This window comes from Pseudomonas oryzihabitans (assembly GCF_007665395.1).
GTDB classification, from domain to species: domain Bacteria; phylum Pseudomonadota; class Gammaproteobacteria; order Pseudomonadales; family Pseudomonadaceae; genus Chryseomonas; species Chryseomonas psychrotolerans_C.
The window spans coordinates 85337-109785 of the sequence record NZ_VDND01000008.1; the positions used below are offsets into that span (position 1 = coordinate 85337).

Annotated in this window: 19 protein-coding genes; 10 read left to right on the forward strand and 9 right to left on the reverse strand. The window is 68.9% G+C overall.

Annotated elements, in window-relative coordinates:
* Positions 1–15 precede the first annotated feature (15 nt).
* Positions 16–960: an NAD(P)-dependent oxidoreductase gene (locus tag FSV73_RS16975; RefSeq protein ID WP_145009014.1), complete on the reverse strand. Its 945-nt coding sequence runs from the start codon at positions 958–960 to the stop codon at positions 16–18.
* A gap of 207 nt (positions 961–1167) precedes the next feature.
* Here FSV73_RS16975 and FSV73_RS16980 point away from each other — a divergent pair, with 207 nt between their 5' ends.
* From FSV73_RS16980 to FSV73_RS16995, 4 genes are all read left to right on the forward strand, one after another.
* Positions 1168–2394 (forward strand): maltoporin, encoded by a 1227-nt coding sequence (locus FSV73_RS16980; protein WP_145009015.1) that lies wholly within the window; start codon positions 1168–1170, stop codon positions 2392–2394.
* A 101-nt stretch (positions 2395–2495) separates the two neighbouring features.
* On the forward strand, positions 2496–3779 hold the full coding sequence (gene egtB, locus FSV73_RS16985) for an ergothioneine biosynthesis protein EgtB (protein WP_145009016.1): 1284 nt from the start codon (positions 2496–2498) through the stop codon (positions 3777–3779).
* A 3-nt stretch (positions 3780–3782) separates the two neighbouring features.
* Complete coding sequence (gene egtD / locus FSV73_RS16990) at positions 3783–4745, forward strand: L-histidine N(alpha)-methyltransferase (RefSeq protein ID WP_145009017.1); 963 nt, start codon at positions 3783–3785, stop codon at positions 4743–4745.
* Positions 4746–4847: 102 nt separating this feature from the next.
* Positions 4848–6680: a putative bifunctional diguanylate cyclase/phosphodiesterase gene (locus tag FSV73_RS16995; RefSeq protein WP_145009018.1), complete on the forward strand. Its 1833-nt coding sequence runs from the start codon at positions 4848–4850 to the stop codon at positions 6678–6680.
* A gap of 48 nt (positions 6681–6728) precedes the next feature.
* On the opposite strand, the gene FSV73_RS17000 is transcribed toward FSV73_RS16995, so the two are convergent.
* Both FSV73_RS17000 and prmB read right to left on the reverse strand, forming a co-directional pair.
* Positions 6729–8042 (reverse strand): DEAD/DEAH box helicase, encoded by a 1314-nt coding sequence (locus FSV73_RS17000; protein ID WP_145009019.1) that lies wholly within the window; start codon positions 8040–8042, stop codon positions 6729–6731.
* 49 nt (positions 8043–8091) lie between these two features.
* Positions 8092–9006, reverse strand: a complete 915-nt coding sequence (prmB, locus tag FSV73_RS17005; protein ID WP_145009020.1) for a 50S ribosomal protein L3 N(5)-glutamine methyltransferase — start codon at positions 9004–9006, stop codon at positions 8092–8094.
* A 111-nt stretch (positions 9007–9117) separates the two neighbouring features.
* On the opposite strand from prmB, the gene FSV73_RS17010 reads away from it, so the two are divergent.
* Entirely contained in the window at positions 9118–10884 is a 1767-nt protein-coding gene (locus FSV73_RS17010; RefSeq protein ID WP_145009021.1) for a thiamine pyrophosphate-requiring protein, read from the forward strand.
* Positions 10885–10955: 71 nt separating this feature from the next.
* Entirely contained in the window at positions 10956–11279 is a 324-nt protein-coding gene (locus tag FSV73_RS17015) for a hypothetical protein (protein ID WP_145009022.1), read from the forward strand.
* Here FSV73_RS17015 and FSV73_RS17020 read toward each other — a convergent pair whose 3' ends face one another.
* The 3 genes from FSV73_RS17020 to FSV73_RS17030 are packed head-to-tail and all read right to left on the reverse strand — an operon-like array spanning position 11280 to position 13989.
* Complete coding sequence (locus FSV73_RS17020; protein ID WP_145009023.1) at positions 11280–12149, reverse strand: rhomboid family intramembrane serine protease; 870 nt, start codon at positions 12147–12149, stop codon at positions 11280–11282.
* A complete protein-coding gene (locus FSV73_RS17025; protein WP_145009024.1) occupies positions 12146–13105 on the reverse strand; it encodes a metallophosphoesterase in 960 nt (319 codons plus the stop codon). The genes FSV73_RS17020 and FSV73_RS17025 overlap by 4 nt, the downstream gene beginning before the upstream one ends.
* Entirely contained in the window at positions 13105–13989 is an 885-nt protein-coding gene (locus tag FSV73_RS17030) for an NAD(+) kinase (RefSeq protein ID WP_145009025.1), read from the reverse strand. Before FSV73_RS17030 ends, FSV73_RS17025 begins: the two co-directional genes overlap by 1 nt.
* A gap of 40 nt (positions 13990–14029) precedes the next feature.
* On the opposite strand from FSV73_RS17030, the gene FSV73_RS17035 reads away from it, so the two are divergent.
* Complete coding sequence (locus tag FSV73_RS17035; RefSeq protein ID WP_145009026.1) at positions 14030–15010, forward strand: DUF1853 family protein; 981 nt, start codon at positions 14030–14032, stop codon at positions 15008–15010.
* Here the strand turns inward: FSV73_RS17035 and FSV73_RS17040 are convergent.
* From FSV73_RS17040 to FSV73_RS17050, 3 genes are all read right to left on the reverse strand, one after another.
* The gene (locus FSV73_RS17040; RefSeq protein ID WP_145009027.1) at positions 14983–15906 is read right to left on the reverse strand and encodes a 1-aminocyclopropane-1-carboxylate deaminase/D-cysteine desulfhydrase; all 924 of its coding nucleotides are present in this window, start codon (positions 15904–15906) and stop codon (positions 14983–14985) included. The genes FSV73_RS17035 and FSV73_RS17040 overlap by 28 nt on opposite strands.
* Positions 15907–15926: 20 nt before the next feature.
* Positions 15927–17240, reverse strand: coding sequence for a chromosome partitioning protein ParA (locus tag FSV73_RS17045; RefSeq protein ID WP_186309262.1), 1314 nt, complete (start codon positions 17238–17240; stop codon positions 15927–15929).
* Between the two features lie 312 nt (positions 17241–17552).
* Positions 17553–19607, reverse strand: coding sequence for an NADPH-dependent 2,4-dienoyl-CoA reductase (locus FSV73_RS17050; protein WP_145009028.1), 2055 nt, complete (start codon positions 19605–19607; stop codon positions 17553–17555).
* A 196-nt stretch (positions 19608–19803) separates the two neighbouring features.
* On the opposite strand from FSV73_RS17050, the gene FSV73_RS17055 reads away from it, so the two are divergent.
* The 3 genes from FSV73_RS17055 (at position 19804) to FSV73_RS17065 (ending at position 24445) form a co-directional block, all read left to right on the forward strand.
* Complete coding sequence (locus FSV73_RS17055) at positions 19804–20826, forward strand: hypothetical protein (protein ID WP_145009029.1); 1023 nt, start codon at positions 19804–19806, stop codon at positions 20824–20826.
* Entirely contained in the window at positions 20823–21866 is a 1044-nt protein-coding gene (locus FSV73_RS17060; protein ID WP_145009030.1) for an AraC family transcriptional regulator, read from the forward strand. Before FSV73_RS17055 ends, FSV73_RS17060 begins: the two co-directional genes overlap by 4 nt.
* A gap of 65 nt (positions 21867–21931) precedes the next feature.
* A complete protein-coding gene (locus tag FSV73_RS17065; RefSeq protein WP_145009031.1) occupies positions 21932–24445 on the forward strand; it encodes a mechanosensitive ion channel domain-containing protein in 2514 nt (837 codons plus the stop codon).
* Positions 24446–24449: the final 4 nt, after the last annotated feature.

Sequence of the window (24449 nt, forward strand, 5' to 3'; positions counted from 1 at the left end):
CCGACCGATGGCGGATCAGGCGATGCGATTGCGCAATTCGCCGCCCCCCAGCAGCGCGGCGATGTTGGCCAGCATCACCTGTTGCTGGGCGCTCTGGGCCGAGGCGGCATTGGCGGCCACATGGGGGCTGAGCACCAGGTTGGCCTGGCTGCGCAGCCGCTCGGGCACCTCGGGTTCCCGGGCGAAGACATCCAGGCCGGCGCCGGCGATCACGCCTTGCTCCAACGCATCGGCCAGGGCCTCTTCGTCGACCACGCTGCCGCGGGAGATGTTGACCAGGTGTCCCTCCTCGCCCAGCGCAGCGAGGACCTCGGCGCTCACCGCGCCGACGGTCTCGGCACTGGCCCGTACCGCCACCACCAGCACATTGCTCCAGCGCGCCAGCTCCAGCAGACTGCCGTGGTAGACGTAGTCCAGGTCCGCGCGCGGCGAGCGGTTGAAGTAGCCGATCTCCATGTCGAAGGCCTCGCCCCGGCGGGCGATGCGCCGACCGATCTCACCGAGGCCATAGATACCCAGTCGCCGACCCGCCAGCCCTGGCACCTGGGGCTGGCGCTCGATGGCATTGCCCTGCCAGGCACCACTGCGGACGAAGGCATCGCCCTGCAGCAGACGCCGGGCGCTAGCCAGGATCAGACCGAAGGCGAATTCGGCCACGGCCGTGGCATTGGCGTCTCCGGCGGTGGTCACCGCGATGCCCCGCTCGCGACAGGCCGTCAGATCCACGCCTTCGTAACCGGTGCCGTAGCAGGCCACCAGGCGCAGGGCCGGCAGGGCCTCCAGCAAGGCCGCCCGGGTGGGCAGGCCACCAATGGTCAGCAGGGCCACCGCTTCCTCGGCACCGGCGGGCAGGGTGGCGGGTTCGGCCGGGGAAAAGGGACCCAGTACCCGGTAGTGGGCCTCGAGCTGGGTCACCAGCGCCTGGGGTAATCGCGGAGCCATCAACAGCGTCGGTTTCATTTTGTAATACTTTCCCTGGCGAAAAACCCAAGCGTCGCCAGCAGGGGCCGTTGTCGTCAACCATTCTCTTGAGGCCGCCGGTTTCGCTCGGCTTCGTGACCGTCGAACGCACAGGCCAAGCCCTTGATGGGGCAGCAGTTTCGCGCAACTCGGCAGGGCCGCAGCGGGTCCGATCGGCGTTCGCCAATCGCACAGGGATTTTTCGGGATGAGTAGAGTTCTCCGCCAGGCCGGTACCGCTTCCTGTTTCGCCCTCTTCGCCAGCAGCCTGCCCCTGAGCGCCTCGGCGCTGGAATTCGACGGCTATGGCCGGGTCGGTGTCGGTGGCGCCGCGGGGGGCAAGCAGAGTTGCTTCCAGCTGCCCGGGGCGCCGGCCAAGTACCGGCTGGGTAACGAATGCGAGACCTACTGGGAACTCGAACTGCACCAGACGCTGTACAAGGGCGCCGATGGCACCGAACTCAAGGTGCACGGCATGGCCAGCCTCTACAACGTCTACGACCAGACGCCGACCTTCAGCGGCGACAACGGCAACGTCCGCCTGCCGCAGATCTGGACCAGCCTCAAGCTGCCCGCCCTCAACGGCGGCGGCCTCTGGGCCGGCCGGCGCTACTACAAGCGCCACGACATCCATATCAATGACTTCTACTACTGGAATCCGAGCGGTACCGGCGCCGGTATCGAGGACTATGGCCTGGGCGACAGCGGCCTGCGCCTGAGCTACGCCTTCAGCCGCGAAGATAATATCGACCAGCCGGACAAGGCCAACCGGCACGATCTCAACCTGGGCGGCATCAAGACCAACCCGGGCGGCGAGATCGAGTTGGGCCTGTCCTACATCCAGCGGGCCGGGCAGGTGCAAAATGCCCACAGCGGCTGGTCGGCCACCGCCGAACACAAGCAGAGCGCCTTCTTCGGTGGGGTCAACGTCTTCACCGTGCAATACGGCCGCGGACCGGGTACCGCACTGGGCGCCACCGGCAGTCTCACCGCCGACCAGGACTACGAAAGCCTGCGCGTCCTGGAATCACCGCGCTGGCAGATCACCCCGCGCTTCGGCGGCCAGTTGCTGGCGTTGTACCAGCGTGACCGGGCGCCGGGCGACGCCGGCCAGACCTGGTATTCCTTCGGCGTCCGGCCCAGCTATGCATTCACCCGGCTGTTCAAGCTGCAGGTGGAGTTCGGCCACGACCAGATCCATCCGGACAGCGGCGCCACGCGCACGCTGAACAAGGTGACGGTGACTCCGACCCTGGCGCTGGGCGGCATGGGGCTGATGGACCGGCCGGAAATCCGCCTCTACTGGACCTACGCCAGCTGGAACCGGGGGGCCCAGGACGCCGCCGCGGCCGGCACCGCCCTTTCGGATACCGGTACCTTCGGCGACGCCCGCCACGGCAACAACTTCGGCGTGCAGCTGGAAACCTGGTGGTAGACAAGTCACACAAGCGAGACCGCCCGTCATAACCTGGCGAACTTTGCTTATGCCGCCCGGTCGGTTTCCTGACCACAGGAAGACCGACCCGGGAGCTCCCCATGAATCCTCTCGCCCGCGAACTGCCCGCAGCGAGCGTTACCGCCCTCACTCCGCTGGAACGCTATCGTCAGGTACGCCGGGCCAGCGAAGCCCTCTGCGCGCCGCTCACCGTCGAGGATTACGTCATCCAGAGCATGCCCGACGTCAGTCCGCCGAAATGGCACCTGGCGCATGTCACCTGGTTCTTCGAGGCCTTCATCCTCAAGCCCTTCCTCAAGGGTTACCAGACGCCCAATCCCGCCTACGACTACCTGTTCAACTCCTATTACGAAACCCACGGCAAGCCCTTTCCCCGCACCGCCCGCGGTCACCTGTCGCGCCCGGGGGTGGAGGACGTCTATCGCTTCCGCGCCGCGGTCGACGCGGCCATGGGCGAACTCCTCAGCGCCCCGCCCGCGGAACATGCCGCCGAGATCGCGCGACGCCTGGAGCTGGGGCTGCACCACGAACAGCAGCACCAGGAACTGCTGCTGATGGACATCAAGCACATCCTGGCGCAGAACCCGCTGTACCCGGTCTATCGCGCCGACCTGGCCAAGGCCAGTACCACCCCGGTGGCGGCCCTGGGCTGGGAAAGCCATCCCGGCGGCGTACGCCATGTCGGTCACTCGGGCGAGGGCTTCGCCTTCGATTGCGAGACGCCGGTCCATCGCCAGTTCGTCGATGACTTCCAGCTGGCCGACCGCCTGGTCACCAACGGCGAATACCTGGCCTTCATCGAGGACCGCGGCTATACCCGCAGTGAGCTGTGGCTGTCCGATGGCGCCGCGGCCATCCGCAGCCTCGGCTGGCAGGCGCCGCTGTACTGGGAGAAGCTGGACAGGGTCTGGCATCACTTCACCCTGGGCGGCCTGACCCCCCTCGACCTGGCCGCGCCGGTCTGCCATCTGAGCTTCTACGAGGCCGATGCCTATGCCAGCTGGGCCGGCGCCCGGCTGCCCACCGAAGCGGAATGGGAAACCGTGGCCGCCCGCCAACTCATCGCGGGCAACTTCGTCGAGCAAGACCGGCTGCAACCGGTGGCGGCGGCCGGCAGTGGCATGCGCCAGCTGTTCGGCGACGTCTGGGAGTGGACCGGCAGTGCCTTCCGCCCCTACCCCGGGTTCAAGCCACTGCCGGGCAGCCTGGGCGAGTACAACGGCAAGTTCATGTCCGGCCAGATGGTGCTGCGCGGGGGCTGTTGCGCCACCCCTCAGGACCATGTGCGCGCCTCCTACCGCAACTTCTTCTATCCCACCATGCGCTGGCAGTTCTCCGGTCTGCGCCTGGCCCGAGAGGTATGACCCATGGCCCTCGCCGTACGCTTCTTCGATCAGCAAACGGCGAAGGTCGCCGACAGTTCGCTACGCAGTGATGTGCTCCAAGGGTTCGGCCAGACACCCAAGGCGCTCTCGCCCAAGTACTTCTACGATCAGCGCGGTTCCGAGCTGTTCGAGGCCATCACCCAGCAGCCGGAGTACTACCCCACCCGTACCGAGGAAGCCATCCTGGCCACCGCTGCCGGCGAGATCGCCCAGCTGGCCGGGCGCGACGCGGCCCTGGTCGAACTGGGCAGCGGCGCCAGCCGCAAGGTACGCCTGCTGCTGGAGGCCATGCGTCCCGCGGGCTACCTGGGCATCGACATCTCCCGGGAATTCCTGCTCAGCAGCACCCAGCGGCTGGCCGCGGATTATCCCTGGCTGGACGTCAGCGCGGCCTGCGCCGATTTCAGCCGCCCCATGGCCCTGCCCGACAGCCTCGCGGGCCTGCGCCCCATCGCCTTCTTCCCCGGCTCGAGCATCGGCAACTTCACCCCTGAAGAGGCCGGCGTCTTCCTGCGCAACCTGCACCGGATGTTGCCGGCGACCGGCGGCCTGCTGATCGGGGTGGACCTGATCAAGGACCAAGCCCGGCTGGACGCTGCCTACAATGACGCTGCCGGGGTGACCGCCGCCTTCAACCTGAATCTGCTGCGCCGTATCCGCCGCGAGCTGGACACCGATCTGGATCCCAGCCGTTTTCGCCATCTGGCGTTCTTCGATGCCCAGCATGCGCGGATCGAGATGCACCTGGTCAGCACCCGCGACCATACCGTACGTCTGGAAGGCCGGCGCTTCAGCTTCCGGGAAGGGGAACGGCTGCACACTGAAAACTCTTACAAATATAGCCTGGAGAGTTTTCGCGCCCTGGCCGAAGAGGCCGGATTCAGACAGGTTCGGGTGTGGACCGATCCCGCCCGGCTGTTCGCGGTGTTCTATTTCGCCGCGTGAGACGGCGATGCCGCGACGGATGTGAGGCGCACGGCAAGGGAACTCTCGACCCGATCACGCTCTAAGTAGCAATCTGCTACTACAGCGTATCGAGACGTTGCCATGGAGCCTGCGCCACTCACTGCAGCCAAAGAACGCCAGCGTCTTGCGCTGTTGCGCGACCTCGCCTTGATCGACCGCCCGGCCGACCGGGCTTTCAGCGATATCACCGAGCTCAGTGCCCGGTTGTTCGACCTGCCCTTCGCGATGATCTGCTTCCTCGATGGCCAGCAGGCGCATTGCCGGGCCACGGTCGGTTGCGCGCCTTTCAGCGTGCCGCGCACCGAGTCCTTCTGCCAGCACCTGCAGGAGCACGACGGCATCCTGCAGGTGCTGGACGCCCGCGATGACGCACGCTTCGCCGCCCTGGCGGTGGTCACGGGCACGCCGAAGGTGCGCTACTACCTCGGTGCACCGCTGCACACCGCCGAGGGTCTGCTACTGGGCAGTCTGTGCCTGGTCGACACGGCGCCACGCGCCGCCCTGCCCCAGGATCGCCTGCTGGTGCTCCAGCAGTTGGCCAACCTGGCTGCCCAGCACATCGAGCGGCTGCGCACCGAGGCCTTCTGGGACCCGGTCACCCAGCTGCCCAATGGCCAACGCTTCAGTGAGGATGCCGAGGCCCTGACCCGCGAAGGCCGCCAGGTCGTCGCCGTGGCCGCCGACCTGTTCGCCCAGAGCTATCTCAACGACTTCGTCAAGGCCATGGGCCAGGCACACTTCGACGGTTTGCAGCGCGCGATCAAGCAGCACCTGCGTCGCCTGCTGCCGGCCGACCAGCCGCTGTATCGCCTGGGTGCCGCCCGCTTCGGCTTCCTGCTGCAGGACACCGACGAGACCGCCCAGCAGGCCCTGCTCGACGCCCTGCAACAGGAGCTGACTGGTGTCCTCGACTACAACGGCATCCCCATCCAGACCCGGCTCGGCCTGGGGGTCATGTCGCTGACCGACGATCATCCCACCGACTGGCTGCGCGCCCTGATCGCCACCGCGGACGATGCCCGCGCCGAGATGCGTGGCTGTCGCCACTTCGATCCACAGCACGATGCCGCCTACCGGCGCGCCTTCGCCCTGCTCAGCGCCCTGCCCCAGGCCTTGCGGGCCGACGACCAGCTGAGCCTGGTCTACCAGCCACGCATCGACCTCGCCACCGGCCGCTGCCATAGCGTCGAGGCCCTGCTGCGCTGGCAGCATCCGCACCTGGGCCCCATCAGCCCGGGGGAATTCATTCCCCTGGCGGAGAAGACAGCGCTGATCACCGCCCTGAGTCGCTGGGTGATGCGCAACGCCATTCGCCAGGCCTACCACTGGCAGCGCGAAGGACGCGGGCTGGGCATGGCGATCAACATCTCCGCCCACGACCTCAACGACCCGGACTTCACCGACCACACCACCGACCTGCTGCGGCGCTATCCGGTCAATCCGCGGCGCCTGGAGCTGGAAGTCACCGAAAACGCCCTGCTGGGGGATGCGACGCTCATCCACCGCCAGCTGGCCGCCCTGCGCGACCTGGGGATAGGCATCGCCATCGACGATTTCGGTACCGGCTACAACAACCTCTCGCACCTGCGCGAATTGCCGGCCGACACCATCAAGATCGACCGCAGCTTCGTGCGTGACCTCACCCACCGCAACAAGGACCGGCTGATCGTCAGTTCGCTGATCGAACTGTCCCATCAACTGGGCTTTCGCATCACCGCCGAGGGCATCGAGACCGCCGAGGCCCTGGCCAGTCTGCTGGCCATGGGCTGCGACGAAGGCCAGGGTTTCTGGATCGGCAAGCCCATGGCCGAGCCGGAGCTGCAGGCCTGGCTGCTGGTCCAGCAGCCGGACCTGCAGCGCCCGACCCGCCGGGCGACGGTCTTCCAGCTGTTCGACCAGGCCGCCAAGCACTGACCCCAGCCTGCGCGGCGCTGCGCCGCCGCGCTCAAGCCCGCCGCGGGATCACTCCGTGGTGCGCTTGCGCGGCGGGGCGAAGCCGTCGGCCGAGGTCGGCACCAGGGCGCCGGGGCGGCGCTCGGCCTTGGGTTTGGCCTTGGCCTTGCCGTCCTTCTTGCCTTCGGTCTTCTTCTTCTTGACGCCCGCCGCCTTGCCCGAGGCCTTGAGCTTCTTCGGACCGCTGTAGCTGGCCTTGAGGCCCGGCAGCTGGCGGCGCTCGAACCTGAGCTTGAGATAGCGCTCGATGCTGGACATCAGATTCCAGTCGCCGTGGGTGACGAAGGAAATCGCCAGGCCCGCCTCCCCTGCCCGCCCGGTACGGCCGATGCGGTGGACGTACTCGTCACCGCTGCGCGGCAGGTCATAGTTGATAACCAGGTCCAGGCCTTCGACATCCAGGCCGCGGGCGGCCACGTCGGTGGCGATCAGTACCTTGACCGCGCCGCTCTGCAGTCGCTCCACGGCCAGCTTGCGGTCCTTGGTGTCCTTGTCACCGTGCAGCACGAAGACCTTCAGGCCCTCGGCGATCAGGCGCCCGGTGAGGCGGTCGGCCTGCACCTTGGTGTTGGTGAAGACGATGGCCTTGCGGTAGGTCTCGTTGGCCAGCAGCCATTGCAGCAGCCGCTCCTTGTGCGGCGGCTCGTCGGCCAGGATCACCTGCTGCACCACGGCTTCGTTCAACTCGCCGGTGCGGTCCAGCAGCAGGTTCTGCGGCTCGCGCAGCACCTGCTCGACCACCTGGCGCAGGGCGTTGCCGCCACCGGTGGCGGAGAACAGCAGGGTCTGGCGACCTTCCCGCTCACAGCTGGCGGCGATCTGCAGCACGTCCTCGGAGAAGCCCATGTCGAGCATGCGGTCTGCTTCGTCCAGCACCAGCAGCTCGATGTCCTTCAGATCTACGTTACCGGCGTTGCGCTGCTCCAGCAGGCGACCGGGAGTGGCCACCAGGATCTCCGGATTCTTACGCAGGCCGGCGGCCTGGACGCGGAAGTCCTCGCCGCCGATCACCAGACCGGCCTTGAGGAAGGTGAACTGGCCGAAGCGTTCGATTTCCTTGGCGGTCTGCTGGGCCAGCTCGCGGGTCGGCAGCAGGATCAGGGCCCGGGCGCCGGACTTGGGCTTGGGGTCCTTGAGCAGGCGATCCAGCAGCGGTAGCAGGAAGGCGGCGGTCTTGCCGCTGCCGGTACGGGCGGTGACGCGCAGGTCGTGGCCGGCCAGGGCCGGGCCCACGGCAGCGGCCTGGACCGGGGTGGGCGTCTTGAAGCCCAGGGTATCGAGGGCCTTGAGCAGGCGCTCGTGCAGAGCGAGTTCGGTAAACACGGATAGACCTCGGAAAAGAAAGGCAGCCGCCACGGGCGACCGCGAAGGATCAGGGGGCCAGGCGGCTGCGGAACAGCGCCTGGTGCTCGCGGCACTGGGCAGCGGCGAGCAGGAAGACGCCATGGCCGCCACGTTCGAATTCGAGCCAGGTGAAATCGACTTCCGGATAGAGCGCCTCGACGTGGACCTGGCTGTTGCCCACCTCCACGATCAGCAGGCCCCGCTCGGTGAGGTGATCGGCGGCCTCGGCCAGCAGGCGCCGCACCAGGTCCAGGCCATCGTCGCCGCAGGCCAGGCCCAATTCGGGCTCGTGCTGGTACTCGGCCGGCATGTCGGCGAAGTCCTCGGCGTCCACATAGGGCGGATTGCTGACGATCAGGTCGAAGCGCTGCCCCGGCAGGCCGGCGAAGCCATCGCCCTGCACGGTGTAGACGCGATCTTCCAGGCCATGCCGCTCGATGTTCTGCCAGGCCACTTCCAGGGCCTCGTAGGACAGGTCGCCCAGGGCCACCTCGGCCTCGGGGAAGGCATAGGCGCAGGCGATACCGATGCAGCCGGAGCCGGTGCAGAGATCGAGGATGCGCGTCGGCGTGGCCGGCAGCCAGGGCTCGAAGCGGGCGTCGATCAACTCGCCGATGGGCGAACGCGGCACCAGTACCCGCTCGTCGACGGCGAAGGGCAGTCCGCAGAACCAGGCCTCGCCGAGCAGGTAGGCGGTGGGCACCCGTTCCTGGATGCGCCTGTGCAGGAGCACGCCGAGTTCGTAGCGCTCGTCGTCTTCCAGGGCGCAATCCAGGTAGCGGTCGGCCGTCTCCCAGGGCAGGTGCACGGCGCCCAGCACCAGGGCCCGGGCTTCGTCCCAGGCATTGTCGTAGCCATGGCCGAAGAACAGCTCTTCGGCATGGAAGCGGCTGACGGCCCAGCGGATGTGGTCGCGCAGGGTGCGCAGGCGGGATTCGCTCATGAAAGGCTCCGGATGTTCAGCCGCGCATTCTAACCCGCGCCCGGTCCGGCTGCAGGAACTTAACGTCGGAGGCCTTCTTCCTAAGCCTAGAAGCCACGAGAGGAGAACGTCATGAGCAAGACCGTAGCCGACCATCTCTGGGAGCGACTCGGCCAGTGGAACGTCGAACGCGTCTTCGGTTATCCGGGCGATGGCATCAACGGCATCATGGGCGCCCTGGGGCGGGTCGCCGACCAGTTCGACTACGTGCGGGTACGTCACGAAGAGATGGCCGCCTTCATGGCCTGTGCCCACGCCAAGTTCACCGGCGAGGTGGGCGTCTGCCTGGCCACTTCCGGGCCCGGCGCCATCCACCTGCTCAACGGCCTGTACGACGCCAAGATGGACCATATGCCGGTGGTCGCCCTGGTCGGCCAGCAGGCCGCCTCCTCGCTGGGCAGCGACTATCAGCAGGAAGTCGACCTGCATACCCTGTTCAAGGACGTTTCCGCCTATGTGGAGACGGTGGTGCATCCGGCGCAGTTGCGCCATGTCCTCGATCGCGCCTTTCGCGTCGCCATCGCCGAGCGCCAGGTGGCCACGGTGATCATTCCCAACGACATTCAGCAATTGCCGGCGGTGGAAAGCCCGCCGCACCAGCATGCCAACGTGCTCTCCGGTGCTGGCGCCATCCCGCCGCGGCCCTATGCCCAGGAAGACGACCTGCAGGCCGCTGCCGAGATCCTCAATGCCGGCAAGAAAGTGGCCCTGCTGGTGGGTGCCGGTGCCCTGCAGGCGCGCAGCGAGGTGATGGCGGTGGCCGAGAAGCTCAGCGCCGGGGTGGCCAAGGCGCTGCTGGGCAAGGGGGTGCTCTCCGACGAACTGCCCTATGTCACCGGCTCCATCGGCCTGCTCGGCACCGAGGCCAGCGATCTGCTGATGAAGGAATGCGACACCCTGCTGATCGTCGGCTCGACCTTTCCCTATACCGAATTCCTGCCCAAGGAGGGCCAGGCGCGGGCGGTGCAGATCGACCTGCATGCGCGCAACATCAGCCTGAGGTATCCCATCGAGCAGCCGCTGCTGGGCGATGCCGCGGAGACCCTGAGACGCCTGCTGCCACTGCTGGAGAGCAAGCCCCACGACAGGTGGCGCGCGCGCATCGAGAAAAGCGTGGCCGATTCCTGGCACTCCACCGAGCAGCGCGCCCTGGCACCGGCCGATCCGATCAATCCGCAGCGGGTGTTCCATGAGCTGTCCAAGCAACTGCCGCGCGACGCCATCCTCTGTGGCGACAGCGGCTCCCACACCAACTGGTACGCCCGCGACATCCGCATGAGCGGCCAGATGCTGGGTTCGCTGTCGGGCAAGCTGGCGACCATGGGCTGCGGCATTCCCTATGCCATCGCCGCCAAGTTCGCCCATCCGGATCGCCCGGTGATCGCCCTGGTGGGCGACGGCGCCATGCAGATGAACGGCAATGCCGAACTGGTCACCCTGCAGCAGTACTGGAAGAGATTCAGCAATCCGACCTTTATCGTCATGGTGCTCAACAACGGCGATCTCAACCAGGTGACCTGGGAGCAGCGGGCCCTGGCCGGCGATCCCAAGTTCGCCCCGGCTCAGGACGTGCTGGACTTCCCCTATGCCCGCTATGGCGAATTGCTGGGCTTCAAGGGCCTGCGCATCCATAGGCCGGACGAGGTGGCCGATGCCTGGCAGCAGGCCTTCGAAGCGGATCGCCCGGTGGTGCTGGAGTTCGTCACCGATCCCAGCGTGCCGCCGCTGCCACCGCACATCAGCTTCGAACAGGCGCGCGCCTTCCTCGGCGCTATCGCCAGTGGCGATGCCAACCGCTGGGACATGCTCAAGCAGGGGGCGCGGCAGCTGCTGCGCTAGCCCGCACCTCTCAGGCTCGCCAAGGGCCGCCGAGGCGTATAACCTCGGCGGCCTCCTGAAAAGCCTGGGGTATGAGTATGCAGTTGCCCGAGCAAGACCGTTTCGATCCACCGCCGCTGCGCCTGCGGCGGCCTTTTTTGACATCCCTGGCCGCCGGCCTGGGCACGTTGTTCTGGCTGGTCGGGTTGGTCGGCCTACTGGTCGGCGCCGCCGCCTGGTTGCAGCTGCCGCAACTGGCGCCCTACCTGGCCATGCAACGCGAGAGCGCCCAGGCCCTGCTCGGCGGCGCTGCGTTGCTGTGGGTGCTCGGCTACTGGCTACGCCGCCGCAGCCAGCGCCGCGGGCGCTATCGCAACGCCCTCAGCCTGGCCCCGGAACTCAAGCGGCGGCGTTGATCAGCGCTGGCGCAGGCGCGCCAGTCCACCGCCGAGCAGGCCGGTCAGGCAACCCAGCAGCAGACCGCCGACATGGGCACCGTTGGCGATGGAGCCGAAGCCCAGCAGGTCGAAGACGCCGGTCAGGCAGATCACCAGCCAGATCAGCATCATGGCCACCACGCCACGCGGCATGCGATAGGCCGGGTTGGGCGCCAGCCACTGGAACAGCCAGCAGTGGCCGAGCAGGCCATAGAGCACCCCGGACAGACCGCCGAACAGGGCCGGTCCGGTCCAGGCGTACTGCACGAGATTAGAGCCGGCGGCGAACACCAGGGTCAGCAGCACCAGCACCAAGCCGCCCTGGCGGAATTCCACCCGGCGTCCCAGCTCCCAGTACCAGAGGGCGTTCATCGCCAGGTGCAGCAGGCCGAAGTGCAGGAAGATCGGCGTGACCAGGCGCCACCACTCGCCGCGGGACAGGCTAACGTCGAGATCGAGAAAGGCGATGTGCTCGGCGTCGATCAGACGGAATTCCTGCAGCGTCAGGTAGTGGATCAGTGCCAGGTTGTCGCCCAGTTCGGTGGCCAGGCCCAGCAGCAGGGTGATGGCGAGAAAGACGGCGCTGACCGGACTGGCCTTGAGTTGCGCCAGCAGGCCGAAACCCCGGGCGCGCGGAACGGCCTGCACCTGGCCCTGGGGATCGCCGTCCGGGTAGCGCTCATAGAGGCTGCGGGTTTCCTCGACGCGCGTCGGGTCCAGCACCCAGAGCACCTGGCTGTCGCCCTCTTCCACCACGCGATGGCGGATCTGCAGCCGGCGCAGCAGGCGGGTGAAGCCCAGCAGGTCACGCCCCAGGGGCACGCGCAGCACGGGTTGCGGCTGGCTCATCGCCCCTCCTCGCGCTGGACGTCGATCCAGACGAACTTGGCCGGGTCGATCTCGCGCTCGGCGTCCAGGCGATAGGCCACCAGCTTGCCGTACTTGACCGCGCTGTAGTCGAGGCAGGCCAGGTTGGGGCGCAGCGGCTCGGGATGGCCATCGCGCCAGTAATGCCCGACGAACAGCAGCGGCTCGTCCTCGCCGTAGCAGAGCAGCCCGGCCTTCTCCTCGTCGCTCAGGCGCTCGCAAGCGATCTCGGCCGGCAGGGCATCGGGCTGGAAGACCACGTCGCCGTAGGTCTGGGGATCGCTCTCCCAGAACTTGGTGCGAAACCGCGCGCGGACATAGCCATCGCTGCCGGTCAGGCGCAGCCCATGGGGCAAGGGCAGCGAGACGCCGTTGAGCAGGCGCGAGGCGACCCGGCTAGCCAGGCTGCCGCCGATGATGGACTGGCGGACGAAGTCTTCGTCGATGCAGGCGTTGGGGTAATGGTGCAGGAATTCGTCGATCAGCCCCTGATCCCAGCAGGCATGGACGATGCGGAAGTGGCCGAAGTCCTTGCACAACGGCAGGGTGTAGAGCCAGCGCAGGTGGTCCTGCCATTCCTGCGGGTGGTCGGCGAAGGCGCTCAGGGTTTCCTGGATCAGCTGGCGGTGCCGCGGCGTGTGTTCGCGCACCCAGGTCTGGCCGCTGCCGGGCGCGGCCGGCGTGTGCCAGGCCAGGGCATTGAGTTCGTGGTTGCCGAGGATGCAGTGGGCGTGGCCCGCCTCGACCATGGCGCGCACCCGGCGCAGGGCGCCGCGGATGCGCGGCCCGCGATCGACCAGGTCGCCGAGGAAGATCGCCTGGCGCTCGGGGTGCTGCCAGACGCCATCCACGAGGCGATAGTCCAGGCGCTCCAGCAGCAGGTCCAGGGTATGGGCGCAGCCGTGGAGATCGCCGATGAGATCGTAGCCGCGGGGCATCAATCGTCTCCCAGCCGACTGCCCCAGCCGAGCTTGGTCCGACAGATCTCGTAGTAGTTGTGATCCAGCGGATGGATCAGCCTGAGCTTGTGGGGCTTCTTCTGAATGGTCACGGTATCGCCGGGTGCGCAGGTGAAGTGATTCTGGCCATCACATGAGACCTGCGGATAGATCGTCATGTTCGGCGACACCAGGATCGACAGAGTGCTGTCGCCGGACACCACGATGGGCCGGCTGGACAGGGTGTGGGGGTACATGGGCACCACCACGATGGCATCCAGCTTGGGATGCATGATCGGGCCGCCGGCCGACAGCGAATAGGCGGTGGAGCCGGTAGGTGTGGCGACGATCAGGCCGTCGGCGCGCTGGCTGCAGACGAACTGGCCATCGATGTACAGCTCGAATTCGATCATCCGCGTCGACTTGCCGGGATGCAGCACCACGTCGTTGAGCGCATCGCCCTGGCCGATCATCTCGCCGCCGCGCTCGACGAAGGCATCGAGCAGGAAGCGCGTCTCCATCAGGTACTGGCCGTCGAGCACCTCGGCCACCTTGGTTTCCAGCTCGTCCGGGCGGATGTCGGTGAGAAAGCCCAGCTTGCCGCGGTTGATGCCCAGCACCGGCACCCGCGGCCGTACCAGGGCGCGGGCGGCACCGAGCAGGCTGCCGTCGCCGCCGACCACGATCACCAGGTCGCAGATCTCGCCCATGAGCTTGCGCGACACCGTCTGCAGGCCGTGTCCGGGCAATACCTCGGCGATGGTGTTTTCCAGGATCACGTTGCGTCCACGGCTCAGCAGAAAGGTCTTGAGCCGGCGGATGGTGTCCAGCACCTGGGTGCTGCCGAGTCGACCGATGATGCCGATGTTACGAAAGGAGTCCATGACGCGCCGGCGGCCCCGTTGGCTGGAATGGGCGGAAAGTATGGGCGAAAGCCCCTGGCAGCGGCAAACCGCCTCCATCCGACCACGGGTCGCCGCGAGTGATCCGCTAGGGTCACGCTTGGCCTATGCTGGCACCATGACGCCCTTCGCCGAGCTGCACGCCCTGCCCCGCCGCCTGAGCCAGCCCCAGGTGCGGGACCTCGCCTGGACCCTGGTCGCGCCGCCCCTGCTGGTGGCCGCCGATACCCGCCATCCGCTGGTCGCCAGCGACTGGGCGCGCCAGCCCGGGCGGCTCGCCGACTGGCTGCGGCAACAGGACGCGGCCCCCGCGGAACTGGCTGCCTGGCTGGCCCAGGGCAGTGACCGCCGGCTGGGTCGGCAGTACGAAAGACTCTGGCAATTCGCCCTGGAGCGGGCGCCTGGCGTGCGACTGCGGGCTGCCAACCTGCCGCTGCGCGAGGGCGAGCGCACCCTGGGCGAGCTGGACCTGCTGGTGGAAGACGCCGAAGGGGTCCATCACTTGGAGCTGGCGGTGAAGTTCTACCTGGGCGAGGGCTCGCCCAGGGCGCCCCGCTGGCTGGGCCCGGGGGGCGAAGACCAGCTGGCGCGCAAGCTCGCCCATCTGCGCGAGCGCCAGCTGCCGCTGTCGGCGACGGCCCTGGCCCGGAGCCATCTGGCGGCGCTGGACATAGCGCCACCTCGGGCCGCGCTCTGGGTGGGCGGCTACCTGTTCCAGCCGGTCGCCGCCGCCCTGCCCTGGCCGGTGGATGCCCTGCCGCCGCGACAACCCCAGCTATGGTGCGAGCGCGTGCAGCTGCCGGCCGGCCACTGGGAGGTCTTGCCCAAGGGCCACTGGCTGGCGCCGGCGGTGGCCAGCACCCCTTGCCTGCCGCTTCCCAACGAGGCACCGGTCTGGCCACAGCTGCTGGTGCAGCGTGACGGACAGGGGGAGGAAAACGCCCGGCTATTCCTGGTGCCCGCCGGCTGGCCGGCTCAGCCGCTGGCCAGTGCCGCCAACTGAGTCGCCAGGGCCCGGCGACCCTGGAGGCCGCCGCTATGGATCAATACCAGCCGACTGCCCGGCGCCACGGCACCCCGCGCGATCTCCTCCTGCAGGGCCAGCCATAGCTTGCCCGTATAGAGGGGATCGAGAGCGATCCCGGTCTGGCCCTCGAAGTCCGCCATGCCCCGCGCCAGCTCCGCGTCGATCCGGCCGAAGCCGCCGCGACTGGCGTCCACCAGGCGCCAGTTCAGGCGGGTGGCGCGCGGTAGCAGGGCCTGCAGCGTCGCCTCGACGCCGTGGCCCGGCGGTACCGCCAGGCCGCCCACCACCTGCCAGTCCGGCGCGGCGGCGCGGATCACCCCGGCCAGGGTGGTGCCGGTACCGGCGGCGAGCCACAGCTGCTGGCAGTCGGGCCAGCCCAGGTAGGCGAGGCCCCGGTGCAATTCCGAGACGATCGCGGCGCAGGCCTGGGCTGCCCGCTCAGCGCAGCCGCCTTCGGGAATGGGCAACAAATCGGGGTAGCGTGCTTGCCATGGCGCCCAGAAGTCCGCGTCATGGCGCCGGCGATAACCGCCATAGCCGAGCCAGTGCAGGGTCATCCCGCAGGCCTGCAGATCCTGCACGGTGGGCGTGCTACAGGGCTCGCCGCGCAGCAGGCCGACCGTGGCGAAGCCCGCCTCGCGCCCGGCGGCGGCCAGGGCATGCAGGTGGTTGGAATGCGCCCCGCCGAGGCTGATCAGCCCTCGACCTTCGCCGCGATCCAGGCGCTCGCGCCAGGGCAGCAGCTTGTAGCCCTTGTTGCCGTTCTGGCCGGGTGGGCGTTGGTCCAGGCGCAGCACCGCCAGCTGCAGGCCACGTGCCGCCAGCAGGGGCAGTTGTACCTCCTGGAGCGCGGCAGGCGGGAAGACCGTCATGAGACCTGGGGTAGGCGCGATCAGAGATTGGCGACGTCGCCATCGGTGTCGCCGCCCCGGTGCTCGGCGCAACGGGTCGAGCACAGCGGATCGAACTGGGCGGGATGCTCCACCCGCACCACCGGTCGACCGCAACGCTCGCCATCCACCTCGGCCTGGCAGACCGGCTGCTGGTGATGCTCCAGCCAGCGCTGGTACTGCTCGCGGCTGACCTTGCAGTGCTCGGCGACGAAGCCCAGGGGGTCGGCACTGAACCGCGGTACGTCCTGGCGGCCGAGGATGAGGTGGCCGGCACCGGGCTGGAAGGTGACGAAGAGGATGCCCTGGCGCGCCAGGCGCTCCAGCTGACCCTCGTTGCTGTCGCCAACCAGCTGGGCACAACGCTCGCGCAGCTGGCGGATGTCTTCCTGGAGCTGGCCATCCAATTCGTCACGGTATTTGAGTTCCACCTCGCGGATGGTCAGCTGGTTCTTCAGCTCGCCCACCGCGGCGGCCACCCGGGCCTCGCTCTCTGCCTCGGCCTGGATGCGCAGCGCCTCGATCTTGTAGAGGGCGTTGCGCTCCAGGGTACGCATCTGTTCGTTGAGTTCCTCGCGCTGCTGGCGCGCCAGGTCGTTCTGCTGCTCCAGGTGCTGGGCCAGGGCGGCGTAGCGCACCTCCAGCTCGGCCTTGGCGGTGCGCACCTCATCCGCGTCGCGCTGCAGCCGCGCCAGGTCCTCCTGGTGCTGGCGGGTCAGGGTCAGCAGGCGGGTGCGCTGGCCGGCGATCAGCTTGTCCAGGGCCTCCTGGTGCTCCTGGGCGAGGATCCGCCTGACCCGTTCGAGGCGAGCCTCGATGTCGATGCCATCCGCGGCGCTGGGGTGGTATTCCCCGGCCAGCTCCACCTCGCCCGCGCGCGGGGCGACCAGGCCGAGGCAGTCGCGGATGGCCTGCCAGTCATCGTGCTCGCCATCGCTGCGTGGGTCCCACAGATCGCCCTGGTGCCAGGACAGCGGGCAGTGGCTGCGGCTCGCCAGGCGGATCGGCCCCGCGCCCAGGTCGGGCCCAACGTCACCGCGCTCGGCCAGCTCGCCCAGCGGCAGGTTCCACTCCGGAAGAGGTCCGCCCTGGGTATCGAAGGCCAGCAGGAAGAACACCGCGGCCTTGACCCGCCGGTGCTCGTCCAGCAGCAGATAGACGAAGCGATGACGACGCCCGGCACAGTCGAGCAGCACCTGCTCGCCTTGCCAGAGCGCCTGGAAATCGGGATAGAGCAAGGCACGATTCACGCCCTGGTCGCCAAACCCCAGCACCACCGGGGTCAGTACCGCCTCTTCGTTCAACGTTTCTGCCATCTGTGCCGCGTGCTCTGTCGATCCCACATGAATACCGAGGCCAGCGCCGCGACCCCGCGACTGGCTCAGACGCCGGCGGGGCGAGGCGACCGGACGTGCATCCTACGCCTACCCGCGGACCGCCAGGCAATCTTCCTGCGGCGCCTGACCGCGCGCCATCGGGGAGCTAGCTCCGCCGCTGCGTCAGGACGGCAGCTTAGCCAATCCTGACCGGCTGATTGGAAGAGAGACCGGACATTGGGACAGGGGTCGGCCCCGAAAGGATGTTATGCGGAGCGGATCACAGAAATCCATCCGTCTTGCAACGAAGAGTTACAGTTGCGCGGCCAGGCGGGTGGCCTGGTCGATGGCCCGCTTGGCATCCAGCTCGGCGGCGACATCCGCCCCGCCGACCCGGTGCACCGCGATGCCCGCGGCGATCAGCTCGTCTTCCAGCTCGCGCAAGGATTCCTGGCCGGCGCAGAGCACCACGTTGTCCACCGCGAGCACCTGCTCGACGCCATCGGGCAGGCGCAGGTGCAGGCCGGCATCGTCGATGCGCAGGTATTCCACCCCGCCGATCGCCTTGACGCCGCGCTGCTGCAACCGCGCGCGATGAATCCAGCCGGTGGTCTTGCCCAGGCCCTTGCCCGGCTTGCCCGGCTTGCGCTGCAACAGCCAGACGTCGCGGGCCACCGCCGGCGCAGCCACCGGGGCCAGTCCGCCCCGGGTACTGAAGCTCGGATCTATCCCCCATTCGGCGTAGAAGGCCGCCAGGGGCTCCGCGTCGGGGTGGGGATGGGTGAGGAAGTCCGCCACATCGAAGCCGATGCCACCGGCGCCGATCAGGGCGACCCGCTGGCCCACGGCTTTGCGTTCCAGCAGGACGTCCAGATAGCCCAGCACCTTGGGGTGATCGACGCCGGGGATGGGGGGAATACGCGGGGTCACCCCGGTCGCCAGGATCACCGAGGCGAAGCCCGCGGCCTGCAGTTCGGCGGCGCTCACGCGCTGGTTGAGGCGTACCTCGACACCGAGTCGCTCCAGACGGCGCCCGAAGTACCTCAGGGTCTCGCCGAATTCCTCCTTGCCGGGAATGCGCTTGGCGACGTTGAACTGGCCGCCGATACGGGCGCTCGCCTCGAACAGCACCACCCGATGGCCGCGCTCAGCCAGGGTGCAGGCGGCCGCCAGGCCGGCCGGCCCGGCGCCGACCACGGCGAAGGTCTGGGGCTGGACGGCGGGCAGGATCTGCAACTCGGTCTCATGGCAGGCCCGCGGGTTGACCAGGCAGCTGGTCAGCTTGCCGGCGAAGGTATGGTCCAGGCAGGCCTGGTTGCAGGCGATGCAGGTGTTGATCTCGTCGGCGCGCCCGGCCGCGGCCTTGGCGACGAAGTCGGGATCGGCCAGCAGCGGCCGCGCCATGGACACCAGATCGGCCTGGCCGGCGGCGAGGATGGCCTCGGCCACCTCTGGGGTATTGATGCGGTTGGTGGCGATCAGCGGCACTCCGACACGGCCCTTGAGCTGCGCGGTGACCGCGGCGAAGGCCCCGCGGGGGACCAGGGTGGCGATGGTGGGAATCCGCGCCTCGTGCCAGCCGATGCCGGTGTTGATCAGGCTGACCCCGGCCGCTTCCAGCCAGAGTGCCAGTTGCAGGCATTCCTCGGGCGAGCTGCCCTGCTCCACCAGATCCAGCAGCGAGAGGCGGAATATGATGAGGAAGTCCGCGCCGGTCGCCGCGCGAATGCGCTCGACGATGGCCAGGGGCAGGCGGCAGCGGCTGGCGAAGTCGCCGCCCCAGCGGTCGCTACGGTGGTTGGTCCGGGCCGCGATGAATTGGTTGATGAAATAGCCTTCTGAGCCCATCACCTCGACGCCATCGTAGCCGGCCTGTTGCGCCAGCTGCGCACAGCGGACGAAGGCCTGGATCTGCGCCTCCACCTCGGCGTCCTCGAGTTCGCGCGGGGTGAAGGGATTGATCGGCGCCTGCAGCGCGGAAGGCGCCACCAGCTGCGGGTTATAGGCGTAGCGACCGGCATGCAGGATCTGCAGGCAGATGTGCCCGCCCTCGGCATGCACCGCGGCGGTGATGGCGCGGTGCTGCTCGGCCTCTTCGGGCGTGGTCAGCTTGGCCGCGCCCTGGTAGACGGCGCCCTCTGCGTTGGGCGCGATCCCGCCGGTGACGATCAGGCCCACCCCGCCGCGGGCCCGTTCGGCGAAGAACACCGCCATGCGCGCGAAGCCGCCCGGCCGCTCTTCCAGCCCAGTGTGCATGGACCCCATCACCACCCGGCTACGCAAGGTGATCGCCCCCACGTGCAGGGGTTCGAGCAGCTGCGGATAGCGTACTTCAGGGGTGGTATTAACGGCGGCAAGCTCGATCATGGCGGTCTCCGGTGGCTGGCCTCTCTGGGGAGGCCTGCCGCCACGATAGGAGCAGCCCGTCCGGGTCTCAATCACCAAAGATGACAACCTCTTTACCCAAATGCACAGCCGCTACTTGGCAGTGGCCGCGCGGTCTCCTACCCTGGGCACCTGTATCCCGCCCGGCCGAGGGGGCCGGGACCGCTCTGGAGTGCTGATGCGCAAGCTCGTGTTCCTGGTGCTGATCGCCCTGTTCGCCGTGCTGGCGGGCTGGGTGGCCCAGCGGCCAGCCTTTCATTACCTGTCGGACCTGCGCAGCGACCTGGCGGTGGACCTGACCACCACCCCGGCCGCGGCCACCACCGGCAACCTGCTGGGCATCGAGCCCGAGCTGGTCGCGCTGGACTACGGCAATCCCGAGCGGCTGCGGCTCAAGCTCGATGCCGCCCTGGCCAATGCCCGCCGCCTTGGCCTGCTCGGCAGCCAGACCATCGTGGTCCTGCCCGAACACCTGGGTACACCCCTGGCGCTGATGGGCGAGAAGCCCGAGGTCTATGCGGCCGCCCATTCCACCGAGGCGATTCAATGGCTGGTGCTGGGCAATCCCCTGCGCGTCGCCCGGGCCTGGTTCCAGGCCGAGGGTAACCCGCGCCTGGTCGACAGCCTGCTGCGCATGAAGGCCTGGGACATGGCCAGTGCCTACCAGCAACTCTGCGCCGGCCTCGCCCGCCGCTACCACGTCACCCTGGTCGCCGGCTCCATCGTGCTGCCCGGCCCGGCGCTGGTCGACGGCGAGTTGACGGTAGGCAGCGGCCCCCTGCGTAACGTCACCCTGGTCTTCGGCCCCGACGGCCAACCCCTGGGTCAACCGCTCATCCGGCCGCTAGCGACCGACGAGCGCGGCGACGACCTGACCCCGCCGCTGCTGCGCCTGCAGACGCCCCTCGGCCGCCTGGGCGTGATCCAGGGCAGCGACTCCAGCCGCGCCGGGGTACTGGACGATCCCCAGGTGGACCTGCTGGCGATCCCCGCCCTCGTCTCCGACGGTCATCCCGCACCCGCGCCCTTCGATCCCCAGCGGCTGCGCGCCGCCGGGGTCCGGGCGGCGCTGGAGGTCCACCTGCGCGGACGGCTGTGGGAATGGCAGGCCGGCGGTGCCAGCCAGGCCTTCACCCCGGACGCGGCCTCGGCCACCGACCCCGCGCGGGCCGGCACCCAGCTGATCAATCTGCGCCTATGAGGGCGCCGGCGCTGCGCCTGGGCGACCTGTCCACCGGCTTCGTGCTGGCGCTGGCCGCTGCCGTCGCGACGCGAGGGGCGGATGCCCAGGGCCTGCTCGAGCGTTTCGGGCTGACGCCGGCGCGGCTGGCCGAGCCCGGCGGACGACTGTCGATTCCGCACTACATGCGCCTCGGGCATGCCGCCCTGGAGCTGACCGGCGATCCCGCCCTGGGCCTGGCCATGGGCCAGGCGATGCGACCGGCCTTTCTCGGCCTGGCCGGCGTCACCGTCGCCCAGGCGGCGGACGTGCGCCACGCCGCCGAGACGCTGCTGCGGCTGGAGCCGCTCTATGGCCGCAACTACCGTGGCCAGTCGCGCTACGCGGCCCAGGGCCGCGACGCCTGGCTGCACTTCTATAGCATCAGCCCCTACAACGGCTATAACAGCTTCGTGGTGGATGGAGTACTCAGCGCCTGGCTGGCGCTGCTGGGCGCCGTGGCCGGGCAGCCGCTGCGACCGCGCCGCGTGCTCATCGAATACCCGGCGCCAGCCGACCTGGCGCCCTACGAGACCCTCTTCGGCTGCCCGGTGGAATTCGCTGCCAACGAGAATGCCCTGCTGCTCGATGCGCGCACCCTCAGCCTGCCCGGCGCCGACCATTGCCCGGCCACCTGGCGCCAGCTGCTGGCCCTTAGCGAGGCCGAGCACGCCCGCCTGACCCGCACCCGCGGGCTCACCGAGCGGGTGGTCGAGGTCATGGGGCCACTGTTGCGCCACGGCGAGCCGACCCTGGAGCAGATCGCCACGCGACTGCGCCTGCCGCCCTGGACGCTCAGGCGCAAACTGGCGGAAGAAGGCAGCCAGTACCGGGCCCTGCTCAACCTGACCCGCCGCGACCTGGCCCTGGCCTATATCCGCGACACCGAGGCCAGTTTCGGCGAGATCGCCTACCTGCTGGGCTTCGCCTCGCCCGCGGCCTTCCAGCGCGCCTTCAAGCGCTGGACCGAGCAGACCCCGGGCGACTGGCGGCGCCTGCAGCGGCAGACGATCGCCGGTTGAAGGGAGCGTCGGCGTCGATCCCGGGTCCTAACTGCCTGATCCCTCGTCATGACCGATACCTGCCCATGCCGAAACTCCTGCTTTGCCTGCTGCTGCTCTTCGCCCTGCCCCTGCACGCCGCAGAAACCGCCAGCGGCGCACCCGCCGGACTCGACCCCCAACAGGCACGCCAGGTCGCGGCCCTGCTCCAGGATCCGCAACGCCGCCAGGAGCTGATCCTGACGCTGCAGGCGATCGCCGACCAGGCGCCGGGCGTGACGAGCGGGGCCCCAGCCGCCGCCACGACCAGCACACCGGCGGCGACCCCGGCCCCCGCCGCCACCGAGGAAAAGACGCTGGTGCCGCTGGAGGCCAACGGCCTCATCGCCCAGACCCTCAACCGCGTCGGGCGCTGGGCGGACAACCTGGGCGGCGAGCTGGTCCAGGTCCAACGCGCGGTGACCAGCCTGCCGGACTGGTCCCGCGCCAGCTTCACCTCCGCCGCGGGGCGTCGCGCCCTGCTGGAGGCCTTCCTCACCCTGGCCGTGCTGTTCGCCGCCGGCCTGCTGGTCGAATGGCTGGTGCATCGCCTGCTCAGGCGTCCGCGGCAGACACTGCAGCGGCATGCCGATCACGCCGACAGCCGAGCCCGGCGCGAGGCGCAGCGGGCCGCGGCCCGCCAGTCGAGCCTGCCCACCGAGGCCGCCGACGACAGCGCCACCGCCACGCGCCCGGCGGAGCCTGCGGTGGCCCTGGTGCAGACCCAGCGCGATGGCGTCGATCGATTGGAGGAGGTACCCATCGCCCCGTCCGACAGCGCCGCGCCCCTGCCGAGCGAGCCGGCGCCCGCCGTCGACAGACCCGAACCGGCAGCGGCCGAGCGCAGCAGGCCGAGCGCCGAGGAGCACTGGACCACCCTGAGGCACCTGCCCTTCGCCCTCGGCCTGCTGCTGCTGGAGCTGCTGCCGCTACTAGCCTTCTGGGCCGCGGCGGCGCTGACCATCCATTACCTGGTGGGGTCGAATGCCAGCCAGCGCGAGCTGGTCGGTGGCTTCCTCGGTGCCTACCTCACCACCCGCCTCGCGCTGATCGTCATCCGCCTGCTGATCGATCCCGCCGCCCATGGCATTCGCCTGCTCAAGGTCAAGGCGTCGCTCGCCAATACCCTGCTGCGCTGGCTGCACGCCTTCGTCGCCCTGATCACCTTCGGCCTGGCCCTGGCCCAGGCCGCGGATATCCTCGGCGCCAACGAAGCCGGCCGCGAGGCCATCGTCAAGCTGGTCTCGCTGCTCGCCCACCTGCTGGTGGTCGGCCTGATCTTCCATGTGCGGCGGCCGGTCGCCGTGCGCATCGCCGGTCGCGAGGACGGCAGTGGCGCCCTGGCGGTGCTACGCGCCTGGCTGGGTCAGGTCTGGGCAGTGTTCGCCGCGGTCTTCGTTATGGGTGGCTGGACCATGTGGGCGCTGGACATCGAGAACGGCCTGCCGCGGCTGATGAACTTCATCGCCCTTTCCGCCGGCATCGTCATCCTCGGGCGACTGGCCGCGGTGTTCCTGCTCGGCCTGCTGGGTCGGCTGTTCCAGCCGGCCGCCCGCAAGGGCGCCCCGGCCAGCGACCTGCACCTGCAGCGCTACTATCCCCTGGCGCGCTGGCTGGTGGGCGTGATCGTCACCTTGATCACTATGTTGGCGCTGTTCCAATCCTGGGGCTGGGACGTGCTGGAGTGGTTCGCCACCGGCAGTATCGGGCGCAGCCTGCTGTCCGCCTTCCTCACCATCCTGGTCGCCGCCATCATCGCCGTGGCCATCTGGGAGGGCGCCAACGTCGCGGTGAACGGCCGCCTGACCCGCTGGACCGAATGTGGCGACACCGTCCGCGCCGCCCGCCTGCGCACCCTGTTGCCGATGCTGCGCACCGGGCTGTTCATCCTCGTCGCGCTGATCGTCGGCCTCACCGCCCTGAGCGAGCTGGGCATCAACACCACGCCGCTGCTGGCCAGCGCCAGCATCATCGGGGTGGCCCTGGGCTTCGGTTCGCAGAAGCTGGTGCAGGACTTCATCACCGGCATCTTCCTGCTGCTGGAGAACGCCATGCAGGTGGGTGACTGGGTCACCGTCGCCGGGGTCTCCGGCACCGTCGAATACCTGTCGATCCGCACCGTGCGGCTGCGCGCTGGCGACGGTTCCCTGCACATCGTGCCCTTCAGCTCGGTGTCGGCGGTCAACAACATCAACCGCGGGATCGGCAACGCCGCCCTGCGCATCAGCGTGGGCTACGGCGAAGACATCGAGCGCGCCATCGCCGAACTCAAGGACATCGGGGCCGGGATGCGCGCCGACGAGGGGTTCAAGGACCTCATTCTCGCCGACCTGGAGATCTGGGGGGTGGATGCGGTGGACGGCTCCATGGTCACCCTGGCCGGCCAGATGAGGTGCATCGACAAGGGCCGCTGGGGCGTCCAGCGCGAACTCAATCGGCGCATCCTCGAGCGCTTCCGCGAACGCGGCATCGAGATCGCCAACCCCCGGGCCAGCCTCTTGGTGCCGAGCGAGGCCGGTGTGGTACCGTCCGCGCCCATCCAGCCACGCCCCGCGGAGTAGTCGC

Coding starts and splice junctions, on each gene's coding strand:
- FSV73_RS16995 (WP_145009018.1), top strand. CDS start 4,848: ATGGAGCCTGCGCCACTCACTGCAGCCAAAGAACGCCAGCGTCTTGCG.
- FSV73_RS17045 (WP_186309262.1), bottom strand. CDS start 17,240: ATGGCAGAAACGTTGAACGAAGAGGCGGTACTGACCCCGGTGGTGCTG.
- FSV73_RS17020 (WP_145009023.1), bottom strand. CDS start 12,149: ATGAGCCAGCCGCAACCCGTGCTGCGCGTGCCCCTGGGGCGTGACCTG.
- FSV73_RS17025 (WP_145009024.1), bottom strand. CDS start 13,105: ATGCCCCGCGGCTACGATCTCATCGGCGATCTCCACGGCTGCGCCCAT.
- FSV73_RS17050 (WP_145009028.1), bottom strand. CDS start 19,607: ATGATCGAGCTTGCCGCCGTTAATACCACCCCTGAAGTACGCTATCCG.
- FSV73_RS17060 (WP_145009030.1), top strand. CDS start 20,823: ATGAGGGCGCCGGCGCTGCGCCTGGGCGACCTGTCCACCGGCTTCGTG.
- egtB (WP_145009016.1), top strand. CDS start 2,496: ATGAATCCTCTCGCCCGCGAACTGCCCGCAGCGAGCGTTACCGCCCTC.
- prmB (WP_145009020.1), bottom strand. CDS start 9,006: ATGAGCGAATCCCGCCTGCGCACCCTGCGCGACCACATCCGCTGGGCC.
- FSV73_RS17030 (WP_145009025.1), bottom strand. CDS start 13,989: ATGGACTCCTTTCGTAACATCGGCATCATCGGTCGACTCGGCAGCACC.
- FSV73_RS16975 (WP_145009014.1), bottom strand. CDS start 960: ATGAAACCGACGCTGTTGATGGCTCCGCGATTACCCCAGGCGCTGGTG.
- egtD (WP_145009017.1), top strand. CDS start 3,783: ATGGCCCTCGCCGTACGCTTCTTCGATCAGCAAACGGCGAAGGTCGCC.
- FSV73_RS16980 (WP_145009015.1), top strand. CDS start 1,168: ATGAGTAGAGTTCTCCGCCAGGCCGGTACCGCTTCCTGTTTCGCCCTC.
- FSV73_RS17015 (WP_145009022.1), top strand. CDS start 10,956: ATGAGTATGCAGTTGCCCGAGCAAGACCGTTTCGATCCACCGCCGCTG.
- FSV73_RS17040 (WP_145009027.1), bottom strand. CDS start 15,906: ATGACGGTCTTCCCGCCTGCCGCGCTCCAGGAGGTACAACTGCCCCTG.
- FSV73_RS17065 (WP_145009031.1), top strand. CDS start 21,932: ATGCCGAAACTCCTGCTTTGCCTGCTGCTGCTCTTCGCCCTGCCCCTG.
- FSV73_RS17010 (WP_145009021.1), top strand. CDS start 9,118: ATGAGCAAGACCGTAGCCGACCATCTCTGGGAGCGACTCGGCCAGTGG.
- FSV73_RS17035 (WP_145009026.1), top strand. CDS start 14,030: ATGGGCGAAAGCCCCTGGCAGCGGCAAACCGCCTCCATCCGACCACGG.
- FSV73_RS17055 (WP_145009029.1), top strand. CDS start 19,804: ATGCGCAAGCTCGTGTTCCTGGTGCTGATCGCCCTGTTCGCCGTGCTG.